Annotated in this window: 16 protein-coding genes; 1 reads left to right on the plus strand and 15 read right to left on the minus strand. The window is 35.4% G+C overall.

The window, feature by feature from the left end; genetic code table 11:
* Positions 1 to 166 precede the first annotated feature (166 nt).
* The 9 genes from F3D3_RS11745 to F3D3_RS11790 all read right to left on the minus strand — a co-directional run bounded on the left by F3D3_RS11745 (position 167) and on the right by F3D3_RS11790 (position 15,328).
* Positions 167 to 934, minus strand: a complete 768-nt coding sequence (locus F3D3_RS11745) for a glycosyltransferase family 2 protein (RefSeq protein WP_069874146.1) — start codon at positions 932 to 934, stop codon at positions 167 to 169.
* Positions 935 to 978: 44 nt separating this feature from the next.
* A complete protein-coding gene (locus F3D3_RS11750; RefSeq protein ID WP_069874148.1) occupies positions 979 to 1,578 on the minus strand; it encodes a sugar transferase in 600 nt (199 codons plus the stop codon).
* A gap of 39 nt (positions 1,579 to 1,617) precedes the next feature.
* Positions 1,618 to 2,112 carry a winged helix-turn-helix transcriptional regulator gene (locus tag F3D3_RS11755; RefSeq protein ID WP_069874150.1) on the minus strand — a complete coding sequence of 165 codons (495 nt, stop codon included), beginning with the start codon at positions 2,110 to 2,112 and terminating at the stop codon, positions 1,618 to 1,620.
* A 120-nt stretch (positions 2,113 to 2,232) separates the two neighbouring features.
* Complete coding sequence (locus tag F3D3_RS11760; RefSeq protein WP_175438362.1) at positions 2,233 to 4,500, minus strand: O-antigen ligase; 2,268 nt, start codon at positions 4,498 to 4,500, stop codon at positions 2,233 to 2,235.
* A gap of 45 nt (positions 4,501 to 4,545) precedes the next feature.
* Positions 4,546 to 5,604: a Wzz/FepE/Etk N-terminal domain-containing protein gene (locus tag F3D3_RS11765; protein WP_069874153.1), complete on the minus strand. Its 1,059-nt coding sequence runs from the start codon at positions 5,602 to 5,604 to the stop codon at positions 4,546 to 4,548.
* 471 nt (positions 5,605 to 6,075) lie between these two features.
* Entirely contained in the window at positions 6,076 to 7,479 is a 1,404-nt protein-coding gene (locus F3D3_RS11775; protein WP_069874157.1) for an undecaprenyl-phosphate glucose phosphotransferase, read from the minus strand.
* Between the two features lie 30 nt (positions 7,480 to 7,509).
* Positions 7,510 to 10,332, minus strand: a complete 2,823-nt coding sequence (locus F3D3_RS11780) for an O-antigen ligase family protein (protein WP_069874159.1) — start codon at positions 10,330 to 10,332, stop codon at positions 7,510 to 7,512.
* A 217-nt stretch (positions 10,333 to 10,549) separates the two neighbouring features.
* On the minus strand, positions 10,550 to 12,121 hold the full coding sequence (locus tag F3D3_RS11785; protein ID WP_069874161.1) for an S-layer homology domain-containing protein: 1,572 nt from the start codon (positions 12,119 to 12,121) through the stop codon (positions 10,550 to 10,552).
* A 126-nt stretch (positions 12,122 to 12,247) separates the two neighbouring features.
* Positions 12,248 to 15,328: an S-layer homology domain-containing protein gene (locus F3D3_RS11790; RefSeq protein WP_069874162.1), complete on the minus strand. Its 3,081-nt coding sequence runs from the start codon at positions 15,326 to 15,328 to the stop codon at positions 12,248 to 12,250.
* 437 nt (positions 15,329 to 15,765) lie between these two features.
* Here F3D3_RS11790 and F3D3_RS11795 point away from each other — a divergent pair, with 437 nt between their 5' ends.
* Positions 15,766 to 17,625, plus strand: a complete 1,860-nt coding sequence (locus F3D3_RS11795; protein ID WP_069874164.1) for an IS1634 family transposase — start codon at positions 15,766 to 15,768, stop codon at positions 17,623 to 17,625.
* Positions 17,626 to 17,911: 286 nt separating this feature from the next.
* On the opposite strand, the gene F3D3_RS11800 is transcribed toward F3D3_RS11795, so the two are convergent.
* The 6 genes from F3D3_RS11800 to F3D3_RS11820 all read right to left on the minus strand — a co-directional run bounded on the left by F3D3_RS11800 (position 17,912) and on the right by F3D3_RS11820 (position 26,684).
* On the minus strand, positions 17,912 to 19,438 hold the full coding sequence (locus F3D3_RS11800) for a S41 family peptidase (protein ID WP_069874166.1): 1,527 nt from the start codon (positions 19,436 to 19,438) through the stop codon (positions 17,912 to 17,914).
* Positions 19,439 to 19,516: 78 nt separating this feature from the next.
* Entirely contained in the window at positions 19,517 to 21,475 is a 1,959-nt protein-coding gene (locus F3D3_RS11805) for a leucine-rich repeat domain-containing protein (protein ID WP_069874168.1), read from the minus strand.
* A gap of 87 nt (positions 21,476 to 21,562) precedes the next feature.
* Entirely contained in the window at positions 21,563 to 21,799 is a 237-nt protein-coding gene (locus F3D3_RS23735; RefSeq protein ID WP_139132078.1) for a hypothetical protein, read from the minus strand.
* Between the two features lie 352 nt (positions 21,800 to 22,151).
* Entirely contained in the window at positions 22,152 to 25,571 is a 3,420-nt protein-coding gene (locus tag F3D3_RS11810) for an S-layer homology domain-containing protein (protein WP_069874170.1), read from the minus strand.
* A gap of 407 nt (positions 25,572 to 25,978) precedes the next feature.
* Positions 25,979 to 26,269: a nucleotidyltransferase family protein gene (locus F3D3_RS11815; protein ID WP_069874172.1), complete on the minus strand. Its 291-nt coding sequence runs from the start codon at positions 26,267 to 26,269 to the stop codon at positions 25,979 to 25,981.
* A complete protein-coding gene (locus F3D3_RS11820) occupies positions 26,262 to 26,684 on the minus strand; it encodes a nucleotidyltransferase substrate binding protein (protein WP_069874173.1) in 423 nt (140 codons plus the stop codon). The genes F3D3_RS11815 and F3D3_RS11820 overlap by 8 nt, the downstream gene beginning before the upstream one ends.
* Positions 26,685 to 26,789 lie beyond the last annotated feature (105 nt).

Genomic DNA, 26,789 nt, shown 5'->3' on the forward strand with positions numbered 1-26,789 from the left:
AAACCGTTCCCATACGAAAGGTGTGTCTTTCCTCTTATATATATAGGGAGTCTAATCAATCTAGCCTTTTTAAAGAATATTTTTGTGAAAACTAAAGCGATTATGTTTTTTATAATCTCGCTAATGCTATATGAATTTTTCACCTTTGCCGTCCTTTCAGCTCACATTAAAGTCCCCATTTGATAAAATATTTCATCATTGAATTTAAGGCAATCAAAAATATTTTTTTTGATTTAACATTATCTCTTTTCCACAAATGTGTTACAGTAAAATTCGGATTAAAAATCAGTCGACCTTCTTTAACAAGCATTCTAGATAAATCTGCATCTTCAAAATGCAAAAAATAGCGTTCGTCAAAGCCTTTAACTGCTCTTAAAGCATTTGTTCGGCTCATCATAAAACAACCTGTTGAAAATTCAATATCTGTTGGTTCTGAAATCATTTCATTTTTTCTTGTATATTCGGATCTCCATTTTTCAAATACAAATCCGTACTTCTCAAAACGACCACCTAAAAAATATCTTATTTTGGGATTTAGTTTGGGCAAAAATTGTTCAGTTCCATCTGGATTTAATATTTTAGGTGTCACCATACAAATATCTTCATTTTCATCCATATAATCAAGTAAATCTTCAATTAAATTGGGTTCAAAGTGAATATCTGGGTTTACAATGAAATGATATTTAGTATTTAAGTTCATAATTATTTTATTATGACCTGCACCAAACCCGATGTTATATTCAAGCTTAAGTAGTTTAACTGAAGGAAATTCGTTCTCCACAACATTTTTTGTATTATCAGTCGAACAGTTATCAACAACATATACGTCCATAATTGATATTACACTGCTTTTAAGTAATGCATTTAAAATTGTTCTTATTTCAGTTTCACTATTATACGTAACAATACATGCTGATATTTTATAGTTTTTCATGCTAAACCCACCTTTGTTAAAACTTTCATTTCAATCCAGAAAATTTAATTTTTATAATTTCTTTTTTTTCCTTCCAAAACGCCTTCATTTTTTACAACTTTTAAAATTGTTCCAAAAAAACATCTTAAATCCATCACAAATCCTATTTTTTTAACATATTCACCATCTAATTTAGCTTTTACATCTATTGGTAACTCATCTCGTCCATTTATTTGCGCCCACCCAGTTAGTCCTACAGGTATATCGTTTGCACCATATAGATCTCTCTCATCAAGCAAATCATATTGATTCCACAAAGCGGGACGTGGACCAATAATAGACATATCGCCTCTCAATATATTTAAAATCTGTGGCAACTCATCTAAACTCGTCTTTCTCAAAATCTTTCCAGTTTTAGTAATCCATTTCTCTGGGTTCTCTAGCATATGTGTCGGAGTATCTTTTGGTGTGTCAATCCTCATTGTTCTAAATTTATAAATTTCAAAATATTTTTTATTGACCTTAACTCTTTTTTGCTTAAAAAGTACTGGACCTGGTGTGTCCAATTTAATTGCAATGATCAAGATAATAAAAATTGGCGATAGTATAATCAACCCAATCAACGACAACATAAAATCAATTAATCTCTTTATTTTCAAATACATTTAACCACCTCGTTTGTCCCCAAAATAAAAATCTGTAACTTAATCATATACTTTTAAAGAAACCCCCTCCAAAAGATGTATCCCTTTTAGAGTTTGATCATCCCAATACACAAAATTATTTGTCTTAGGATTTTCTTTTACCCATTCATAATTATATTTATGTGCACTCAAAACATCGATTAAAATAGCTGCAATTTCATCTTGTTGTCCAAAAATATAAACAATTTCGTCATGTTGAAACCGTTCTAATATAAGAGTTTCAATATGCCCTCTAATTTTCAAGACCGCTTGATATGATCTTGTTATAAAGTGTAAAGTTTTTTTAGATAGAGTTGTAAATCCACTTGGTGTAAGCATATATTTGATTCTATTACCATTTAATCTTTCAGTTTTGATTAAACCTACTTTAATAAATTTTTTTAACAACAAATTTACCATCCCTAGTGATAATCCTGTTTGATCTGATATATCGCGTTGAGAAATCATATCATTTTGTTGTATCACACTTAATATGTTAACTTCGTGTGTCTCCATAAGACTATTGCTCCTTACTTAATTGATTTAACACGCGGTTCTATTTTTATCGTTCATTTATTGAACACGTTAATTATAATCGATACTTTGTCATTGGTCAACCTAAATAGAATTAATTTTCTACTCTACAACAATTTTACCAATCTCAATATCTGATTTATCTGTATTTTTTAATTTTAACCAATGAACAATTCCGTTTTCATCAGTGTAGCTGCTTATGAAATAGATTATATAATCACCTTTAATATTCGAAACATTAAAATGCAAATCGTGTATTTCATTGACATTCCACATAGTAGTGTTTTCTATGTGTTCCAAAGTTATATTTTCTGTATTTCCTACGCCACCGTTACTTTTGAATCGGCTAATACTTGTTGGTAATAAATAAGCACTCAATCTATAATTTTTGTCAATGTTACTAATTGCTTTTATTTTAATGATTAGAGTTTTGTTTTCTTTGTAATCTGCACCAACAAGAACAAATCCATTATCCAGTTCTTTATAATCAAAAGTTTCTAAATCATCAGCTTGATTGTTCACGCTTTCCAGTGGATATTTGCTTTCATTTAAAAATCGTAATGGATAAATCCTATCAATATATTTTATTTTTTCAAGTGTTGATAGACTCGTAAGCTTAACGTTAAAGGTAGCATGCTTTGGTTTAATACTCTCAAAACTTATAAAAACTTTAGAATCAGGAAATTGTCTCTTAAAGTTTACATAATCTCGTCCACTCACATTATCATAATCATAGTGAGCGTGCTCAATTATATTTCCATAAATTGTAATTTCAGTTAATTTCATTACGACTATGCTATCTTCATTATTGTTCAAGATATTATAAGAAACTTTTAAATCCGAATCCGATCCAAAATCACTTAAGTCCAATTCCGTTTCAGATTTACCATCAATTTTAGTATCAGATTTTAGAATATAGACATTACTACTGCATAGTAATGTAAGTATAATCAGTACAATAATCGATACGCCTCGTTTTAAAAAGGCATATAAATCCAATTTCACTTTTAATGGATCAACAATTTTAAAACTGGAGAAAGATTTAAAATAATAAATTGCCATTCCTGATAGGAACCATAAAACTCTTTGATTTTCAATATTAAGCACACTCGCTTGTACCATAACGACACATAAAATTGCCAAAAGTTCTGAGTTGAGATACACAAAATTGCTAAAATTATCCGCGATTTTACTTCGATTTTTAATAATCACATATAGTAATAAATACAATGGGAAAAAATATAATAAAATTCCTATAATTCCGGTTTCTGAAAACAGTCCCAAATATGTGTTGTGAGGGATTTTCCCTATATACTCTAGATTTAAAAAATCAAAATATATTTTTGAATTGACAATGTAATTTCCTCTACCTACACCAAAAATCGGATTATCTTTGCCAATCAGCCATGCAACCAATGCCAGGCTGTGACGCGTATCATATCCACTCCCAAAGTTCAAAAAACTATTATATAATTTAGTAAGAAATTCATGTCTAAATATTAGACCATCAATATTTAGAATAGCAAGCAATCCCATCCAAAACACAAGTATAGCATCCAATAATACGATAACTCTTTTTGTTGATCTGCATGCAATCCACACTATAGAAGCTAAAAAAGCGGCTAAAAATCCGCCTCTAGAATCTGTCAAAAGAATCAAGCCAAGTGAGATTATTGTATTTAAATAATACACCCATCTATAACCAATTCGGTTTTCTCTTCTTGCAAAGCGCATCATTAGAAATGCATTTATACCCAGGAACGTAGCTGCATGATTGGGGTCTGTGTAAGTACCCATAAAAAAAAACTTATATTTATCTAGATTCATATAATTCGAAAAATAATTATTAACTGCAATAAAATTTAACAATAAACCTATAATCATAAAAAGGTAAGAACTTATTGTCCATATCACCTTGATATATTTTGTTTTGATTATCAATAAAGCCTTATAGCCAATGTAAAAATAACTCAAATTAATAAAAAGTTTTATAAGCTCTCCTAATAAGCCTTTCCACCCTTCATCTATTATTGTTCCACTAGAAATAGCATGAAATCCAACAATAATAATCCAAAAGAACAAAATCAATGCCCAAATATATATTTTAACACCCTCTGCGATATCCTTTAATTTCATATTAATCAGCATGAAAAGAATAATAAATGGAATCACAAAATCCGAAATCGCAAAATTGAATGGAACTTGTCCAATATATATAACTTTCATAAAATTAAGCAATAATATCATTAATAAAAATAACATTTTTCCAATATTATTCAACGTTATACTCTTGCTTAACTTTCTGTAATAGGAACTAAACATTGCTACCTCATTTGCTAATTTTCTTAGTGACTGTACACGGCTAGGCACACAATAATAGAGCAAAATAAACCACTCATTCTGCTCTATTTTTAATTATAACGTGTTTTTCCAATATGTTCTAAACACTACAATGATGATACTTAACATTAAGCCTAATATTAAGCTAATAAAAATTCTAATTAATCTCTTTTGAGCCAAAGGAATATCTGGCAAATATGCATCTGAGATAATATTAAAATTTGAAGATAAAACATCTAGCTTTCCATTTAAAATAGTAGAAGAACTCTCACTGTCTTTAGAATTGTTAATTTCATTTCTTTCATTTAAAAGTTCCTTATAAAAATCTTTTGTCTGTTTCAAAGTCTCTTTAAGATTAATTAATTCTGTTTTCTGCTCCAAATACTGTGATTCTAAACTAAAATAATTTGAATCAGAATATTCTTCTATCATCACGCTTTGTGAAAGTGATTTTATATCTACATTTAACTCCTCTGCATATAATGCTGCTGCATTAGGGTCGGCAAACAATGCTTTTTGAAGAGTATAAATCGGATTTACACTATCCATTAGTTGTTTTGTCTCCGCCAATATAGATTCTTTAAGGTCAATTGATTTTTGGAAATTATCAATTGAAACTTCATATGACAAAATAAAATTGTCTAGTGCATTTTTTTTAAATGTACTTCTTAGATTCTCCAAATATACTTTAACCAGATTATCATTAATTGTTTTAGATAATACTGGATCGCTAGCCACAACTACAATTTGAAAACGATTAGTTTCTTTTTTGTCATCTTTTACAATTTTAATTGACCTCTTAAATATACTTCTTGTGACATCCAATTCATTATCCTTTATAACCTGATCTAGCACATCTTTACTGTATACATATTGAATATAGTCATCTATATTCTGAGATGGAAATGAATAAACCCCAAATCTAGTTTGAACATCCGTTGGTGTTTTAATCATAAGCTCACTCGTTGATTCATAAGATGGTGATGTAAAAATAAAAACATATGCACCTGTTAGAATAACAATTATTGAAGTAATAACAGCAACTAATCTTCTCTCTTTCCAAACTGATAAAATCAGTTCTTTAATATTTATTTCATTATATTCTTCAATATGATAATTCTGTTTTTCTTGCATCTCTTTTTTCCTCCATTTTTAATTCTCAAAGACTATTTTATCACAATAAAATTCATTAGCTGACTTTTGTCTCTAATTTGGAATATATTCTTAATATTATTCCATTCACAAGTATCCTTAATTAAGATCTACCTCAAAGAGCATCAATAAATTTATCTCATCGACTATCATTCGATGCTATATTTTATCACAAAAACCTTGTTTATAGCTCATTTCCTAATTCAACCCCACCTTCGTTTAAATTCGGTTTATATGGAGAGATATGATAAATTCTTGCATCATCGAGAATAAGTACAATTTCTCTAGAATACAGCTTCAAGCATTATGTGTTAAATTTGTATGTTTTCCACTTTTTCGCTTTAAAAAAGCATCACAGAACTATACCTGTTTTGAGGGGTCAGCTTTATACAATGTACGGGGTAGAGATGTAAATGCTAATTCTCTTGTTATCAAATGTAAATTCAAGATGGATCAATAAGCATTCCCATTCACAAACCCCTTCACAAACGTGAGCAAAATCACCTTCACATCTAGGCTCATCGTCCAGTTCTCAATATAGTACAGATCAAACTCGATCCGCTTTTCTATGGAAGTATCTCCGCGCCAGCCATTCACCTGTGCCCATCCCGTAATCCCAGGTCTCACTTGGTGCTTGATCATATACTTGGGAATCTTTTCTTTAAACTGATCCACAAAGTAAGGCCGTTCTGGTCTTGGCCCTACCACGCTCATATCGCCCTTGAGCACATTAAAAAACTGTGGCAATTCATCGATACTTGTCTTTCTCATAAAGTTGCCCCACTTGGTCTTACGGGGGTCATTTTCAGTAGTCCATTTGTGCTTCTCTTTGCTTTTATCTTCCACACGCATGGATCTAAACTTGTACATTTCAAAGTTTTTTCGGTTCAATCCCACGCGCTCTTGCTTAAAAATAATCGGCCCCGGTGATGTGAACTTTATCATCAAAATACTTAAGAGCATTATAGGTGAAAAAAGCACAATAGCCACACTGGAAATCAAGATGTCTACAAGTCTTTTCATGATGGCTTTAAAGAGATTATCAAGCGGCACATGTCTGGTGTCTATGATAGGCATCCCCTCTAAATCGTCCATATAAGGTCTTGCTGGGATGTACTGATAGTAGTAGGGGATTATATTTGTCTTGATGCCATGCTTCTCACAGAGCCCTATAAGCTCACCTAAGCAGTCATAGGCATTGAAGGTTAAAGCGATCGTGACGACATCTATAGCTTCATTTTTTAGAACGTCTTCCAGTTCTCCTATTCTACCTCTAATGCCGCAACCTGCTGGCAAATCACGTCTCTTAATGGTCACATCATCTAAAATTCCCACGATTTTATACCCAAACGCGGGATTCTTCCCGATATTCTTGATGAATTGTTTGCCGATATCATTATAGCCTATCAAAAGGCACTTCCTAAGATTATACCCTTTCTTCCTATAATTCTGAACAAGCGAAATGATCACCCCTCTGGAAGCAAAGGTAAATACAATGTTTAAGAAATAAAACGTCACCAGTACAAGTCTTGAAAAATCCACTATTTTGAAGACAAAGAGGATTAAAATCAAAGTCACAATCCCATAGGTGTTCACTTTAATAACGCCTTTTAACTCTTCAAAGAGCTTATAAGATCGCACTTGATAAAGCCCCATAAAATTATAAAACATCAAGTAAATCGGAATCGATGCCAGCAGTGGCACAAAGGCTTGTGTCAAAGGAATCGCCAAGATCCCCTCTGAAAAAAACGACGTGTAGAACCTAATGTAATGCGCAAGCGAAAAAGCAATGCTCATCACAAATATATCGATCACAATTTGCAATTGGTTGAGTGTTTTTTGGTTTTCTTTGAACATTTTAAACCTCTTTAAATTTGATGTCTACGATTACTGTATCGCGTAAAGCTCAACCGCTGAAATCTGCTGAAGGGAAGCTTTTGAAAGTGAAAACTGATGATTTTGAGGTTGATAACTTTCCGAAGTTTTAATCACCACGATATAAACGCCATCACTATTGAGCGCATTATCTATAACAATTTCGCCCTCAGTCCCCGCTTTGGAATCCAACTTAAAAAGTGTCTCCGGATTCGAATCCGCTGTATGCAGTTGAATTTCATATAATTTATTCGGCTCTAGATTGAGTGGTTTAACGATCTGATCCCCCATGAGTTTCCAATCATCTGGTGTTTCATCTTGATCCACATCTATTTCAAAAAACGAAACCCATTTAAGGGCCGAAATCCGCATTGCCCTTTGCAAATCTTCAGAGTTCCTATAGAAAAACTGCATACGCCCATACAAATTCATATAAGCCTCTGATAGGCGTTCTTTCTGCTTGATCTCATTGTTTTTCCGAACTCTGATCATCAAGCCACGCTCTGGATACTTGTAAAAATTAGCCCCCATAGAAATTTCATTTTTGTTTATATAGAAATCACCCATGATGTAACATGCCTGCATTTGAACATCATATGGATCTTGTCTCAAAGGCGCCGCTTGTATAATCTCATCTGTTAGTTTTAGAGCAGCATCAAAATCGCCTATTACAATATTATTATCGATGCTAAATTTAAGTACATTTAAGTCATACGGGGCATATGCATACGCTTTTAAAAGCACTTTATTGCCTTTCTCAGCGTGTGTTAAGTCCCCTGATCCTGATGTTTTAGCATTTAATAGATCTGCTAGTTCATATCTGTAGTTCACTTTAAACGGATTTGCTTGTACCGCTTTTTCGTAATGTGTTATAGCTCGATCAAAATCTGGTGCCTTCTTATATGCAACTGCCAAATTGTATTGAAATTCAGCGTAGTAGAAACTGCCACTGGTTAGAACGATGATCACCATGATCCCTATCGCGATTATAAAGGCTTTCTTTTTATGACCATGCACCTTTTCATTCTGCACAAGCTTAGGATAGGTCAAAGTGCCCATTAGAGCCCATAGGCTTATCATCAAGCTCAAATAGGACATATCAAAATCGATTAAACTGTGTCCTAACAATGTCATCAACGCCACTGCAATTATAGCTTCTGAATAACGCTTGTGACGAATGCCCTCAATATAAGCATAGACAATTCCGGATGCAATGAAAATCAACGCCACTATGCCGAGCACACCTAATTCAAGCATAATCTGAGCAAGGTAGTTGTGAACCACTGCCGTATAATAAAGTTCTGTTTGGTACTTTGGATAAAGCGACGTCCAAGCACCGCCACCACTCCCTATAAGCGGCTGTGTTTTAAATATCGTCAAAGTGTCGTTATATGTCGTTAAGCGGCTCCCCACCGATACTTTTTCATCAAGGTTAATACTGTTTAGTCTACTCACAATAAACTCTGGTACGAATCTATAACTCAACTTAATGCGCTTAACGATTTTACCCGCATCTTTTTTGAGAACTGCGTGATCTAAAGCCACTTTTAGATTTGAATGCCCCGCAACAAAGATCACTCTTAGCTGCTCTGTATTTTCTAGTGTTTTAAATGGAATTTCAAAATTGCCTGAACTGAAAAAATCAGCTTCTATAGGTATATTCGAAACAAACCCTTGCGAATCAATACTTTGAACAGCAATAGACCATAGAGGTGAATTGTCCAAAGCTGCATTTTCAGGACTTATATCGTTTTCCAAAGCTGCAGCTGTATCCACTTTTAAAGATAACGCATAAGCGGTATTGGATTCAATCGCTTTAATTTCCCTTACGACTGAAACCTTTTCGTGTCCCAACTGACCTCTTAAATCTTTAGCTAAGGGTTGATCTATCGAAACTGCAAAGGCCACTAAAGCCAATAATAAAGCACTGAAAAGCAAGACAATTTTCCTTGATATTTGAATGCGCTTATTGCTAAAATGCTGTTTTATTAACTCAATTAAAGCGATATAAAATACAAACATACTTATGCCCAAAATAAAGAGCCCTATTGTTTTAGGTTTTATTACTTCTGTAGCTGTATTTGCGGTTATAAAGGATTTACTTAAAATTACAGTTATTATGAGTTGCCCTGCATAGTAAAATAGCATTGAAATTTTATTTTTCCACGGTAACGCAGTGAACATCAGAAGAAGGCCAATTGGCAAAATCAGCCACGCGCCCCTTGAATACGTAAACACAAAAACCATAAACTGTCCAAAGCCCATTGCGGCTAAGCCAAACTTGCCTTTTTTATGTTCTGAGATTTCAAACAAATAACTTGTAAAGAGAACACCTATCATTAAATAGATGGCAAAGGCATTTGCATATTGAAAAGTCCCTGTAAATCTAGTATCTAAAAAGGCATCTGATAGATTTATAACGCCTGATACAGCCATAATCGAAACGACGGCACCTACAAACGAACCCAAAACATAGATCCACACCATTCTATTTTGGTCTTCTTTTAAAAATCGCGTCCTAATCCATATAAAAACAACCAACATGTATGTGATTTTAAGGGCAGCCATAACGGTTTCTGCCACATTGACACAACTGCCCAGTGCACATGTCAAGGCATAAGTCACGATCATCAACATGCCCGCTATGATGGGAGGCTCAAATGTGAAAAAACGCTTTCTCGTGAGCTCATCTCGCACCAAATAGAAATCTATACCCATAAGTAAAGTCGTCCCTATCATGAACATGAGAATATCACTGTAAAAAAAGAGACCTTTCCAGAGTGGCGCCACGATCAAAATAACGCTTAACAGTAGCCATTTCATTTTTTCCTTCATTTTATATCTCCAGTCATTTCATAAAATTTATACGTCTCTATTATTTTAGGCGAATTTTATAACATAGTCAATTCTCTTGCTTCAATTTATGCCATTATACGTTCCATATAGGCCTTGATCGTTTTAAAAACAAAAATAAGAATCACTTTTTTAAATGATTCTCACTTTTTTATAACTATATAATTTGAATCTTTTTTAACACATTGTCATAAATGCGCTACTTTTTAAGCACAATATTAAAGAACGCAGCATTATCTCCTGATGTAGAAAAGGGGGCAACAGCACCAAACGTAACATAAACATCACCATCTGGTACTGAAAGGAAATTTATCTTATAAGCAACTTCAGAATCCCTTTTCGGATGAAAACCTTTGGAAACAGAAACCAATGCTGGATTGGTTGTATAAACCATCAACGCCTCTTGACCACCGACATTAGAAGCATCTAAAATACTCTTGGATTTGATCAAATTGCCATCTGTATCTACTACACTGATGTCTAAGTAATACTGTTTCGATGTAGAATATATAAAATCGACATACTCCCCATTTTCATCCACTACACCATTGATAACAACTTGACTAATACCATTCATAGTGGCTGAAACCTTTAATACCTTACTATCTGCAAAACCACTAAAAGGATCTGTTATTGTTATGGTCACGTTGTTAAGGTCTTTTAAAATGCCGCTTTTCTGTGGCGCAGTTCCATGTTGCACGGTTATAACGCCTGTTCTAGGGTCCACTATAGGTTCCGGCTTATTCGTCGAAACACTGAATTTAAGACCTCTCCCTAAAGAAGTATCCGTTATATCCTCATCATATTGATTGAAGACTTTGTACCTAACACTGCCCACATAATCACTATATCTGATAAGTGTTTCTGAATCAAACGAAATTCTAGTAACCGCTTCTTTTTCTGTTACAGCATAATAAGGTCCGTATTGTATAGGTTCGTTATTCGATTGGTCCACGACAATAACCTCATACTTGTCAGGTGTCAAGCTATAGCTTGAAATGAGCTTGACAACTGTATTATCTTGATTCCAAACGGTTCTAAATGATATTTTATTCATTTGATTTTTAAGTTCAAAAGTCATTTTATCGGGGTTTTGGACTGCCTTTTTAAACCTGACTTCAAATGCCCTTGCTGAAACAGCAACCATTTCAGACGCTATACTTTCTGGATTTGAAGGTTTCACATCACTCACAAGACCGGCCTCTAGTTTACCGAGCATTACACCTAAAGCTACCTCAGAACCCTTTACAGGCTGATTGACAGCTTGCCACATCGACTCAAATGCATTTTTTCTTAGAAAAAGACCATTCGTAGCACCCACTTCGATATTTTTACTTTTCGAAAAAGAAACCACATTTGCATAGTCATAATTTCCATTATACCCCATCGCATTCATCAGAAAAGCTGCGAATTCTTGCGTACTCACAGAAGCCTCAGGATGATATGAACCATCAGGGTACCCCCCTAGCAAACGATACGCTTGTCCATACGCAATATAAGGTGCATACCATTGATCAGATGCAACATCCACAAATGTGCTTGGTGCTGCATAGTACTGTGCTTCCGATTTTACTCCTTTCAGCTCCGCTAAAATAACAGCAACTTGAGCTCTAGTCAATGGCTTGTCCAACATCAGATCCCCATTATCGCCACTTATGAATTTATACTTGAGCAGCATATCCGCCCCTGTCTCCGATTGATTTTCCATAAAACTCGGAAAAATACTGATCAACAAAATCACAATCATTACTAATGGTATTCTCTTTATCATTGAAAACTCCTTTCACTACTGTAGTATGTAACCCTAAATTACTCAAATTGATAAAAAACGCTATTTGAGCAATGCTCAAATAGCGTTTAATATTTATAACCATCTTTCAAAATCTAATTCTAACGATTAGTTAGAAGTAACAACTTTGAAGATAATCGTTTTGCTATAAGCACCAGCACTTGCAGTGATTGAGAATTCATCCCCAACGGCTACAACACCAGTAATATGAGCAACACCAAGACTATCTACATATAAAACAGACGGAGCATCGCCTGCAGCAGCAGGAGCGCCTACAGCAGTCTTAACCACACTAATTTTATCTGCAATACCAGTACTAGCACCATATTGAGTATTCACTTTGAATTTAAACCCATTTGTAGATGTTTTAGTACCATTTTTATTAAGGTATAATAAAGATTTACCATTAAAAGCATCAAATGTCGTTTTAGTCACTGTAGCAACGTCATTAGTCAATACGAATGTTTTATTTCTTAATTTAGCGTCGTCAAACGATGCAATTACTGCAGACGCTTTAGGAGATTCATTACTTGCAGTGATATTAGCAGATGCTTGTAAAATACCATTTGCACCATAAACTAATCCAGTAACAGTAGCATCAGCTGTTGTCGCATTATTGAAATCACCAGCAGCGATAATTGTATCATTTCCAACTACTGAAAACTTGTTATTGTTTACTGTGAAACCAGCTTGCATTGATGATGGTAATCTTACAATCGTGCCACCAGAAGTTTTACCGTATACACTAGGTCTTGAAATCACGCCTTCAGCGTCATCAGAAGCCCAAGTGATCTTAGTACCATCATAGTAAGAATCAAAACCTTTTAACATTAAGATTTTTGTACCTTCAAGATCGCCAACAGAAGCACTTACAATATCTTTTGGTACAATATTGTAAACAGATGTAGAAGCAGTATTAATTGACTTCCAAGCAGCTGGAACAGCTGGATCAGTTGCAGTAGCTGGAATAGCTGCGCTCATATAACCCAAATCATAAGTGATCGTTGAAGAACCATATTTAGAACCACCGTAGAAGTATACTTTTGTATCTCCACTAATTGTTACCTCTTTTAATTTAGCAATTACAGCACCATTTTCATCTAGTGGTGTAGTTCCATTAAAGGAGTCCGCTTCTGTAGTAGAAAGATAAATCTTATCATCTTGTGAAGAAGTTATTTTTACTTGGTAAGTTAGGTTATCACTATCATTTTTTAAGTTCATCTTGTTATCAAATTGGTCAAAGATATTCATGTGACTAATATTTCTATTCCATTGTGCATTTTCAGTGAACGCATAAGGATGAGCCAATGCCTGAATAGTCTCTGGAATTGCTTTTTCTTTAACTATTATAGAGATTGAACTATAAGAGTTTGTTGTTGCGCCATCAATTGTTGATGAAAGAAAAACGCTTTTATCAGTTGTTGTAGCGTTTATAAATGTACCAAACAATTTAGCAGACCCATCAGCTTGTCTAATGAATTTAAATGAATCTCCGTCTGGAACTCCACTAAGATTAATTTTACCACTTAATTTGTCAAATTCTGTAACAACTTTGCCGCTTTGATCAAATGCTTCAAACGGAAACTCAATTGTTTTCCCACTTGAAACAGTTATAGCAGGTGCTTGTAATACAAATTTTTCTACTGTAGAAGATCTGCCTAAAGTAAAAGTAGCAGTTGCACTTTTACCTGAATAAGGAGAGAGTGCTAAGAAAGTAATTGGCATATCATAAGATTCAGATTGAGGCTTTTCAAAATTTATTCTATAAGCCATCTCGCCAGAACGTTTCGGATGTTTTTCAGGCTTAATCTCAATAACCGATTTATTAGTACTTTCCACGCTTAAAATCTTTTGTTTAGCCTCACCAACAGTAGCATTTAAAATCGCATAAGATTTTACTTCTTTACCGTTAGCATCTAAAACAGTTACATCTAAATAGTATGTTTTAGAAGTGTCGTAAGCAAAATCAACTGACTCACCCGCTTCATTAACGATACCATTGATTTTAACTTCATTAACTACAGAAATAGTATCAGAAACATTTAAAGTTTTAGTAGAAACAAAACCTGAAGAAGTATCTCTAACTGTAAGAACTACTGTTTTAAATGTTCTTAATTGACTATTGTACTCTTTATCGGTACCTTGAGTTACTGTGACAACGCCCGTTTTTTCATCGGCGTCAGCACCTTTATCTGTTGAAGAGATCCATTGCAAACTTCTTCCTAAACTTCCATCAGTTATATCTTCTCCGTATTGGTTAACTACTTTGTAGCCAACAACACCTTGGATATCACTTAAACGAAGAAGTGTATCAGAATCAAAAGTAACAGCAGCCACTTTTTCTTTTTCGATTGTCACTTTAAATGTGCCTAACGCAACTGGAGTAGCTGCAGTAGCATCACTTACAACGATTTCGTAGTTACCTTCTGTAAATTTAGCAGCAGAAGATAAAGTTGCAACTGTTTTTGCTTCGTTCCAAGCAGCAGTTAAAGCTACTTTAGTTGTATCTCTCTTAACTTCGAAAGCTACTTTAGTTGTATCTTTCACTACGTTTTTGAATTTAATTTCAAAAGATTTAGCAGTGTTAGCTGTTACAGTATCAACTGCTAAAGGACCTTCTGAAACTATTGCTGATGTTAATCTACCTAATTTAACACCTAAAGCAACTGTCTCGCCTTTAGCCGGTGTGTTTACAGTAGTCCACATTGAATCAAATGCAGCACCTCTTGTAAGAGAAGCAGTTGACTTAACGCTTACGCCTACAGCAGCCGCATCCGCTATTACAGTATTCCATGTAACATCATATTTCAATGCTTTCATCAATACTGAAGCAAATTCTTGTCCACTCATGCCAATTTCTGGTTTGAAAGAGCCATCTGGATATCCAGCCCACCAACCATTAGCTTGTCCATAAGCTACATATGGTGTATACCATTTCCCAGCTGTTACATCACTGAAGTTTGCTGGTGCAGCGTAGTTAGCTGCCTCTTCTTTTAAGCCGTTCATTTCTGCAACAAGTACAGCCATTTCAGCTCTAGTCAACTCTTTGTCAACCATTAAGTCGCCATTATTTCCTGCGATAAAACCGTATTTGTAGAGCTGGTCAGCTCCGGTTTCACCTGCGGCGAATACTGGCATCATACCTAGTACCATCGCTAAAACGAGTACTAAAGATAATACTTTTTTCATCTGTGAATTCCTCCCTTAAAATAATTGTTTGTTCTTCTTTTCAGAAGAGAGTTTTGATCAATAACCCCCTTCTGAGGACCTTAGTCCTCAGATTCAGCAAATCCCTTGAGGTTTATTGCAAAATCTTACTACATGATTATACCACTAAAGTAAAACTGTGGTCAATCAAACTTTTAGAATGTAATAGAACTGTAAAATAGCTTTATTACACCATATACACATTATATACTATCCTGTATGCTTTGTGCGTTACATCTTTATGACATGCCTTGTAATATTTCTGTAACAAAAGCATCTATGTACAAAACCGGGTTTTCGACACTTGTAAATGATATTTTTTTATAGAATGCTGTATTTAGGCCTTTAAGGCTTATTTTTTTGTCAAATTTTTCAGTTTTATATGTTGTACGGAGTTGTATATTGTGATATAATAGGCTATGAAATTAAATTATGATAAGAAATCAAAAGACCCAACCTACTTTGTGCAAAAGGGCTACCGTAACGGTAATAAAACCACAACAAAGAATATCGCTAGAATTGGTAAACATTCTGAACTGCTAAAGATTACAGATGATCCTTTGGCTTATGCCAAGGAACAAGTTACTAAGTATAATGATGAAGAAAAAAATGGCAAGGTGACTATGGAGGTGAAAATCGATTTTGCTGAAAAAATCAAACTCAACAACGACCTTGTTTCTTCTAGTACAAACTTGAATATCGGATATCTGTTTTTACAGCAGCTTTATCACGACTTGCAAATTGGATCTTTCTTTAAAAGTATAACGAATGATTCTAAGATTACTTTTGACCCAAACACTGTCAATCGTTTCCTTACTTTTGCAAGGATTCTTTACCCTGACTCCAAGTTAGGAACACACCAACATCTTAATCACTATTTTGAAAAGCCTTCTTTTGACTATGTCCATATACTGCGCACTATGGATCTTCTAGAGGCTCATTATGACGACTATCTTGCTTATCTTTTTGATAAAAGCAAGACTATAGTTAAACGTGATACATCTGTTTGCTATTATGACTGCTCTAATTATTATTTTGAAATCGAATCTCCCGATGATGATTATGTTGACGAGATTACCGGTGAAATCATTAAAGGTTTTCGCAAATACGGCATATCCAAGCAACATCAACCAGCACCTCTTGTTCAGATGGGACTATTTATGGATTCAGATGGCATACCACTTTCCATGTGCCTTACTCCAGGGGCCGATAACGAGCAGACGACAGTCATTCCATTAGAAAAAAAACTGACTGAAATGTTTAAAGGGAAAAAGTTCATCTACTGTGCAGATGCTGGTTTGGGTGCTCTCAGCATCAGGAACTTTAATTCTATGGGTGGTAGAGCGTTTATTGTCACACAATCCATCAAGAAACTTTCAGGCACCTTAAAAGAAGCTGTATTTAACGATACCGATTACAGACTACTCTCCACTGACAACGAAGTATCTGTAGCAGCTATGAAGCGTTTTGATAAAAATGATCCTGCAAACAGGAATCTATATGACGACAAACTATATAAGATTGTAACAGCAGACAAAGCTATAGATCTTGGTCTTTACGAAGAAAAAACCTTAAAAAGTGGCAAGACAAAGACAGTAAAATCAAAAGCGGTGGTTAAGCAGAAAATCATCATTACATTTTCAAGAAAGATGATGGAATATCAGAGATTTATTAGAAACCGTCAGATAGAAAGAGCTAAAGCGCTGCTAAAAAACATAGATCCCGATTTATATAAAAAGGGACCTAATGATGTTACTCGATTTATCAAAAGAACGTCTTCTTCCAAAATGGGCGACAAAGTTATTGATCGTTATGCGCTTGACCAAGATGCCATTGAGGCAGAAGAAAAATACGATGGTTATTACGCAATAGCTACTAATCTTGATGATTCTGCAAAAGATATTATTGAAATCAGTTCTAAACGATACAAAATCGAAGACTGTTTCCGCGTTATGAAAACAAACTTTTCAGCCCGTCCTGTGTTTCATCAGAACAAAGAAAGAATCATCGCGCATTTTATGATATGCTACACAGCTCTTCTAATCTATCGCTTGCTAGAAAAGAAACTAGACTTGAATCAAACTCATTTTTCTGTTGAAAACATTGTTGAAACTCTAAAAAATATGGAAATAGCAAATATCGAAGATATGTGTTATATGTCAACCTACACATGCTCTCAAGTTTGCACGGCGTTAAACACTGTATTTGATTTAGAACTGAATAAAAAGTATTATCAACCAAAAGAACTCAACAAAAAAATTAAAAAAATTTTAGGATAAGATTTCCGTACAACAAAGTCAACACTAATAAAGAGGTCACAAACAGCCATTTAAAGCCATTTGTAACCTCTTTTTATTTTCAAACTGTCGAAAACGGGATATACTATCCTGTATGCTTTGTGCGTTACATCTTTATGACATGCCTTGTAATATTTCTGTAACAAAAGCATCTATGTACAAAACCACCAAAATGCCTCGGCTGTGCCTGCAGATTGGTGGTTTTGTACATAGATGCTTTTAGACAATCTTTGAAACCCTTATTTATGATTACTACATTAACTACATTTTAATTGAGCTTCAATAATTCTATAGCTCTATTGAGTTGTAGGTCATATTCACCTTTAATATAAGCCGCTGTTTTTACTTCAATTGAATCTACAGTCTTAAGTGTCAAGACGCCATTTACCGTTAAATGATGCTCCGCTTGATAAGCTCTGATGGCCTTTTCTGTTTGTTCGCCAAATTGACCGTCTACACTTACGTCATAGCCTAGCATTTTCAATCTTTGTTGAGCACCATACACATTTAAGCCGATTTCGCCTCTGTAACGGTATACTTTTTCACTCATTGGCACAAATTCCAAATACTGAGCTCTGACAATGTTGTCAACACCTCTTATTTCTAGATCGGGGGTAATGCCTTTTTTATCCACATGTGTATTATTAGGTGTTAAATATTCTGCGACCGTTAATTTGATGCCACCGCCGTTTGTAAGCGGCACTAAGTTTTGAACCGTCCCCTTGCCATAAGTTAAACTTCCAATAACGGTCCCCGTTTTGTTTTGCTGCACAGTTCCTGAAAAAATTTCAGAAGCGCTGGCAGATCCCCCGTTGACAAGCACAGCAAGTGTCATTGGCAATTTTTCACGTTCCGCTCTAAAAACTTCATCCGTTTTGCCTCTGTAATCCACTTTGACAATTTCTTTGCCTTTGTCCACAAAATAATCACTGATGTGGATTGCTGAATGTAAGAAGCCGCCTGGATTGTTTCTCACATCGACGATTAGCTTGTCAACCTTATTTTCTTGCATATATTTTATGGCCGCATCAAATTCAGCGTTTGTTTTTTCTCCAAACTGAGTGATTTCAATGTAACCTATGTTGTTTTCAAGTAATTCAAAATTTACAGTATTGACGACAATAATATCTCTTATAATTTCAAAAGGTAAAATCTCTGAATGGTTGCCCCTTATAATGCCAAGTGTCACCTTCGTCCCCTTCTCGCCTCTAATCTTAACAACTGCTTTTTCTTTAGTCCAACCCTTAGCGTCTTCGCCATCTATTGTGGCGATTTTATCATTCGGCAAAAGGCCTGCTCTGTAAGCGGGTGTATTTTTTATAGGCGATACGATTTCAACATACTCATCTCCGTCTGTAATTGTAGCCCCTATGCCACTGAATTCACCTTCCATATCCGTACTAAATTCTGAATATTCTTCAGGTGTAAAATAGTTGCTGTGTGGATCAAGCGATTCAAAGATGCCTCTATAAGCACCCTCTATCAAAATCTGTTTATCCACGTCTTTATAATAGTTATCTTTAGCAAAGTCTACCATAAATTCTACAAAGTTTTTATAGTAACTCACACTCTCATCTATTTTTACTTCACCATCACTACCGACATTTACATTAACCGTATTGGCTAAAAGCGTCACATTGTTATCTGTCTGGGAAAAAACAGGCGCAATCGCTGTCCCAACTAAAAGCAAAACCAGTAGGATCACCAATATCTTTTTAAACAGCATCTGTCTTTCATGTTTTTTGTTCCGTTTGTTGCTTTGGGTTGTTTTTATTCTATTTTCCTTGCCTTTCAATGTGTCACCTTCCTATCCTCTACTATGAAGCATTTTTTCATCTTTCATTATAGCAAGTTTGCCTTTAAATCTCTACGATTATTTTGGTGTAAAATGATTTTCCACACCGATTATCGAAATTCGATCTTTTGAAACGCTATGCTTCTCACCTACCACATGGAACTCATAAGGGGCGAGCGTATTCCCTCTGGCGCGTATTTTTATTAAATACGTCTTACCCGCTTCTAAAGTACCCTCTGTATAAAAGCGAATGGATTCACCCTCGTTATACCACCCCGATAAGATCTTTTCTCTATTTTCATCGAATACTGCCCCTTGAATATCGCCTTCACTCCTTGTGAAAAACACATAAAAATCTGTTTGACTGGGTTTAAAGGCGTACCAAATTTCATCGTGTGGATTTTGCACAGAACTGCCATAGTTTTCAAGATCGATTTCAAAATCTTTTTCTAAAATTGGATTTCTAGCACAGATGAGATAAGCTTCATTATATAAAACTATGGGGTTGCCTGTAAGCATCAATCGCTTTAACTCTTTTAAAGTGTTAAGGCCCTCTATACTTTGAATTTTATTATGATCTATTTTCAAATATTTCATGCAACTAGATGCCACTTCTTTTTGAGCTTCTGCTTCTAAAATCGGAGAAATAGCTGTGATTTGATTTTCCTTTACATCCAGTCCTTCCAAATTTGTCAAAGTGGTTACAAATTTAATTTCACTGAGATTATTTTGACTGAGATTTAAATGTTTAAGATTGGGCATCTTACCTAAAAAATCATAACCACCTTTGAGATTCGTATTATCTAGATATAAATCTTCGAGATTTGTCATTGTTTGAATAGCTGACACTTCTGCAGTGGTAGGCCCTTGAAGGTAAAGGTATTTCAAAGTCTTCAGTCCAAGAATTGGTGTGATATCTTTTGCTTTTATATAGCTTATATTTAAAAGTTCTAGATGTTTAAGTGCTTTCAGGGGCTCAAGAGATCCCGTTATTGAATTTCCATCTATCGCTAATCGCTTTAACGCCGTTAATCCCGATAATGACTCTATTTGATTAAAACGATTAGAACCTATATAGAGTTGATTCAGTTTCTTTAAGTGTTTTAGAGCACCCAGTTCTGCAATCTGATTGCCTCTAAAGTTGATTAATTCCAAATTTTCAAAATACTCTATGCCCATCAAATCCTGTATGGGCACATCATTATACCACTGCGTTGTGGTGGGGTTCTTTATATCATACGTTATCGCTGTAATTAAAAGTGCTTCTTTCTTTGTGATTTTTCCCTCAATTTTTTTGCCAATAGCACCTTCTACCTCACGTTTTAATACGGCTTCTAGTGTGGGATCGGCAAATTCTATGTACGGCTCTATCGTCATGTTAACACCAATACTTCCCATTATCAAAATCGCAAAAAGGGCAACCATCCATTTAAGATGCTTGACATTTAACACCCTTTTTAAATTAAAAATTGACTTTACAGGTGCAATTGAAACTTCATCAACAGACAATTTCGCAGTAACGTCTAATTTTAAACGCCTTTCTTCAATTTCTTCAGCCGTTAAATAAACCAGTTCATTTTTGTGAGCCAATGCTAACAACTTCAAGAAAAAGAAATAACGCGCCTCTTTTGATTTAGGCTCATCTAACTGCATCGCCTTTAAATTCAAGCTCTGATTGAGCTTGTTGATGGTCTCAAATATTTCTTCAATTCTAATATCTTTAAGTGCATCCGCCACTGAATGGCTTACAAAAGCAGCTTTCACTGGAGTAGGTAAAATATTCTTTTGCCATTGGCTGATGTTTGGACTAGAGATATCTTCTAAATAAAACTTGTTGCCTGAAGAAATCAATTCACTTCTTCGAAGGTTAAAGAGTTCTATCACTTGATCTAGTACACTGGTCTCGCCTAAATCAATATCAGCCTGAAATCTTTCGCGCTGTTCTTCATATTTCTTTACGACACTTACGTTTTTCCTGTTGGATTCATACCTTAATTCAATCAGTAATTTTAACAAAGTATTGAAATTTAAGCGCATTTATTACCCCCTATTTAAACAGTTGTAGATTTATTATACTGGGGAACTGTGCGCTCTGCAAGAAAAAAGCATTTCAAATTATAATTTTTATGACAAATAGTTCATAATTTCTTCTGTTAAGTCCGTACCACCCTCTAATTGATTTCTTAGACATTCCAACGTGTATACAATCCCTTTTGGAATTCCCCAAGGGCCTAAAAAAAAAGTAATCCATAAATACCGCCAAACATATTTCCGCCTACTTTCATGAGCCCTTATCAAGTAGATTGGCGAAGATTTTCTAATACTTGTTATTATATAATAAAAGCAGTATTTATAGATCACAAAGTGACCCCCTAATTGGATTTCATGAATAACTTCTTGCTAAGTTAAGCCTTTAATGCCCACTATTTCAAGTTCTTTCATTGTCAACATCCCTTCTCGGGTGTTAATTATGGTTAAAATGTCAAAAGTCAGTTGCACATTAACCCCCTACCATATGCACTATCGCGTACTTCCCGTAAACGACATCAAAGGGTAGAGGCTTGCTCAACTTTTGGATTTTGACACCTAACCAATTATTTTAAAAAAGAAGCCATTCCTAAGGAAGGCCTCTGAAAAAGCCATATCTCTATGCCTATCCCAGTGGCATCCCCTAAGATGCCTTCTCTTTTGGAAATGTTATTTTGTATCTAAATTAATAAACCCAGTAATAACTTCTATTAACTTTTATGATCATGCCTTGTTCAAGTGAAATACTCGTATCTTGAATCTCATTTGAGTCGTTAACAGCGTCATTCATATTGTTATAAAATTCCATATTTATATTATCACTTATCAAACTCATCGATGCCCTGAGTTCTTCTTTAAGCTCCCACCATTTCATGCCAATGGTTTCTTGTTTATACTCTACACCTGAGTCCACACCTCCATTGCCAAAGATAATCCCTACAGGTCTACCATGCTCGACATCTGCGTAGAATCCATCCTTTACATGACCATCCATGATCACATTCCAGTAAGGATAAAGAGAGTATGTTTGATAGGCAGCTTGTCCTTCATAATCGTGATTAGCTTCATATGGTTTAAGTGTGTAGCGTTCATCTCCAGTGTATCTTGTGATGAAATAATCCGATGAGTACAGATAACCAGTCCAACTATTATTAGGTTTAAATTCTCCATTCGAAGAGCCTAAACCACCTTCAAGTCTTGCTGTATAGTGATTATTATCAGTTCCATTTACAGTCTGGCTAACAGAAATATTGTTAAGCGCATTATTCCCAGCACCATCGCCAGATTTCAATTCACTTGGATCCAAAATAACTAAGACCGCACTTGTTGAAGTCATCTTAACCCACTCTACACTGTGTTTAAATGAGTCTGGATGTGAGGTGTTGAATGATCCGTAATTCAGCCCGTAATTACCAACAGTAATTCTTATGCTTTGAGCATTGGGATCGATATCAAACACTTGAATGCCGATGTTATGCGCACCATAAAGTGTTGTATCTTCTTTAGTCAATTTAACACCAGGCGCTTTAGGCGTTCCAAAAGAACCAAAATCTTTCTCTGCACTTCTTAAAGAAAGTGTACAAACATCATTAAGATCCCCTGCATCTTTAAGGCCACTTGTACTTTTAAATTGATAATCTTCAACATTATGCTCTTCAAAAATAAGGGCATTATCCACTGTTGGTGCACTGTACCAATTTCTCAACGTTGCGCCCGCAGGTGCCGCATCACAGACAAGTTGAAGTGTCTTCGCATTAATCCAAAGACCATGGTATGCCGATCCAAAAGGTTTCCCTTGGAAGTCTATCAGTGCATTCAATGTGTTTTGATCAAGTATTACGCCTTGCTGGAAACCGGCCATATTCGTATCTGCCTTAAACACGATGGTCAAAGTATCACCACTTCCAAGCCCAACTTCTTTAACACCTTTTTCTTCCTTGTAATAACCCTCTATTTCTGGACCCGTATAAGGTCTAATTTCAAAGACACGCGAATCCACATAAGGGACATTTTCTGGCCAATTTGTGCCATCATAGCTTTCTACATTAAATCCTGAAGTCTTAATATAAAATCTGAATTGTGCATCTGTAATGGCTTCAGTTTGACCTGATTTAAGCTTGGCAATTAATTCGAAAAATCGAGTAGCCCCTGAATTCACACTGCGCTCTTGAGGATAATAACCATCAATCTCCCACTGCGCCGAGGTCCCCTTTTTCATAACCACGCCAATAATGCTGACATTGTCCTCTGAAGCAGTATTGTTGAATTCATCCCTGAGAACCACTTTGATCTGACCATTAAATGTCCCTGCCAGATATCCTGGTGCAAGCTCTGGTAATTGTTCTCCAGAGACTATACTTAGCGGCGGTTGAACCGTTACTTCTAAATGATCAAACCCCGTACTTTCAATTCTTTGAGTGACCACAGCGTCATTATACCCCGTTGCTTTGACGGTTATTATAATGGCACTGCTCGTACTACTAAATAGCTGTCGATTGGTCTCATTAAACTTAATGGTAATTTTGCCTTCTGAAAGCGTATAATCTGAAGCTTTTAACGCACCTTCGTCATAAGCGTTACGCTTCACCATCAAGTCAGTGATTTTACCACGCCAAGTTGCATTCTCAGTGAACGTAATTTCCATATCTTGAGCTACCGTAGGCGTAGTACTATCCGCATTAAGCGTTGGTGGTGTCAATAAAGTAGGTTGATCTGTGCCACCATTATTGCCACTTTGACCCGAGTCCCCGCCAGTTCCGCCAGAAGTTGAACCTGCGGAAGCACCGCCACCAGCAACTGCAGCTGTATTATTGTCCGTTTCAGCTGCTGCATTGATCTTTTCGATCTTATTGGGCTTAAGGGTAAAGTCCATATCCTTAACTGAAACAGTTGCTTCATCTATGGAGCCTTCGCCTGTGAAAGTGGCTACTTTATTCACATAGGCGTGAGTGACATTCGAATTTTTATTGAGAGCTACGTTGACGCCTTCTGCCTCACTTGAAATGTTGAGTTTATTGATCTTTCCTGAGATAAAATTGAGTTTCGAAAAAGAGGTCAACATATCCACCATTTCAAAATTCCCAATCAGTTCAATAGTTGCATCTTTTGGAATTTCTACATTGACGGTTTTAAAACCACTGTTTGAAGATTCTATTTTTGCAATAGATTTAATCGTCGTTGATTCAACCTCAGTACTGCCCTCACTCACCAATCTCACTTTTGAGCCGAAAGGCACATTGACAAGTACCTTGCCAAGTTTCGTGTTGATGAGAATAATACTGTTTTCACCACCTCCACGGATGATGGTATCCCCTTTAACGATGACATTTTCAAGTTCAATATGACCGAGGCCAACACCTTCTGTGATGAAAAGGTCCCCTTCAACAGTGGTATTTTTAACCTTGATACCCGTTGCTGTCAACGTTAAGTTTCCCTTTATTATTTGAGCATTGTCTACATCGCCCACTTGAGCATCTTTCTGACTTACAAGTTCACCCGTTGTTTTCGTTAAAAGCGTTGCCACCTCAGCACGTGTGATTTTTTGATTAGGTCTGAAACTGCCATCTTCAAATCCAGATACGATTTTTTCATCCACAAGAAATTTGATGCCAGTTTGAACTGCAGTACTCAGTGATGCAACATCTTTAAATTTATTCGCAAGTACTGGCAACTCTCGATCTTTCATTAAAATATTCGAGAGCAATACCGCTGCTTCCTGACGCGTAATTGCCACATCTTCATTTATTGCACCTGTAAAATCTTTCACTAAATACCCTTGATTAAGTGCCGCTTTAATTTCTTGCTCGTACCAGTTCTCAGAACTATAATCCGCATGCGTCGTTTCAGTATAACCAAAGACATGATTTAAAAAAGTAATATACTCTGCCTTCGTAATCGGATTGTCCGGTTTAAAAGACCCATCTGGATAACCACTAATAACACCTTGACCTAAAAACTTAGAAATATAAACCTGTGCCCAGTGCTTCGAATAATCAGAACCATCACTTGCCACACTGGCAAAAACAAACGACTGATTCATCAGCATCAGTACAATCAAGCCTAAAACAAAGCTTTTTCTCTTTAAAACATTTTTGAATAAATTCACCTTTTGTACCCCCGTAACGAAATTTTTATCTAACTGCCTCTTTAAAACCCTTTATCGATCTAACTTGCTATAATCTTTCAAACACTGCATTTTCGAGGCTAGCCTATGTCTATTATGACCATTAAACAAATAAATAAAAGCACATTTAATGAATTAAATCCATTAAATGCACTGTCTATTAAGTTGAGTACATTTTCAAAGCTATAACTATTTAAAATCGCTTCAATCTCTCAATCTCCACCCCAATGGCGCCAGCCGAGGGGCTGCCCTTAATCTTCTAATCTTCTAATCTTCTAATCTTCTAATCTTCTAATCTCCTACATGCCCGAGGCAAACTACACCCACGAAGAGCAATCCGCAGGCACCGCCGAGGACTCTTGCTCTTCGTGGGTGTAGTTTGCCGAACGTTAGAGCTCCACATACCCCATCAATACAATCTTCTTAAAAGTATCCGAAATTGAAGACCATTCTAGCACATCCACTTTAAAAGGTAACTCAGATCCCATAAAAATTTCTCTAATTTCTTCAATAACCATCCAATTCACAGGCTCTTGAGATACAATCACCAAATCTAAATCAGAACAAACCTTATTGGTGCCCTTCATTCGGGATCCGTATACCCATATTCTTGAATTTGGACAAAATTTTTCAATAGTTTCCTTGATAAATACTAATTCTTCATCCTCTATATCAAACATTCCTCTTCTCCAAACACTCGTAAAAGTTATTAGCAGAATCTAAAAAATCTAAAGTAACCAAATAAACATCCTCAGAAATATTTTGATCATAAATATGAGAAGTTTGGTTTCTCGCTTTATGATAAATCATCCAAGTTTGAGGTGCATCGATCAAACCATTTTGTGCAGCCACCCTAAAAAGTTCAATTCTCGGAACCCCAGAAACAATATTGGGAGAAATATTTTCCTCAATCCATCTTTTCATATATTTCCAACAAAGCTCATAAGTGAATTCAAAATTCTGAATAACGCCAGCTCGAAGAAGCGCCCACTCGTCTTCCGTAACAGACTCATCCAATTCTTTTATTCTAATAATACCAATCGCTTTCCTATACGATTCAAGCGCTTTCTGTAAACTCATAATATCAAGTGACATACCACTCACCTCTCACTTCTTCCCTATATCCATAAATCAAAGCATATACTCAGTCCGCTTCGCTACCTTCGTAACCCTTGCGCAATCCTTTAATCTTCTCAATCT

Source organism: Fusibacter sp. 3D3, assembly GCF_001748365.1.
Classification (GTDB): Bacteria; Bacillota; Clostridia; order Peptostreptococcales; family Acidaminobacteraceae; genus Fusibacter_A.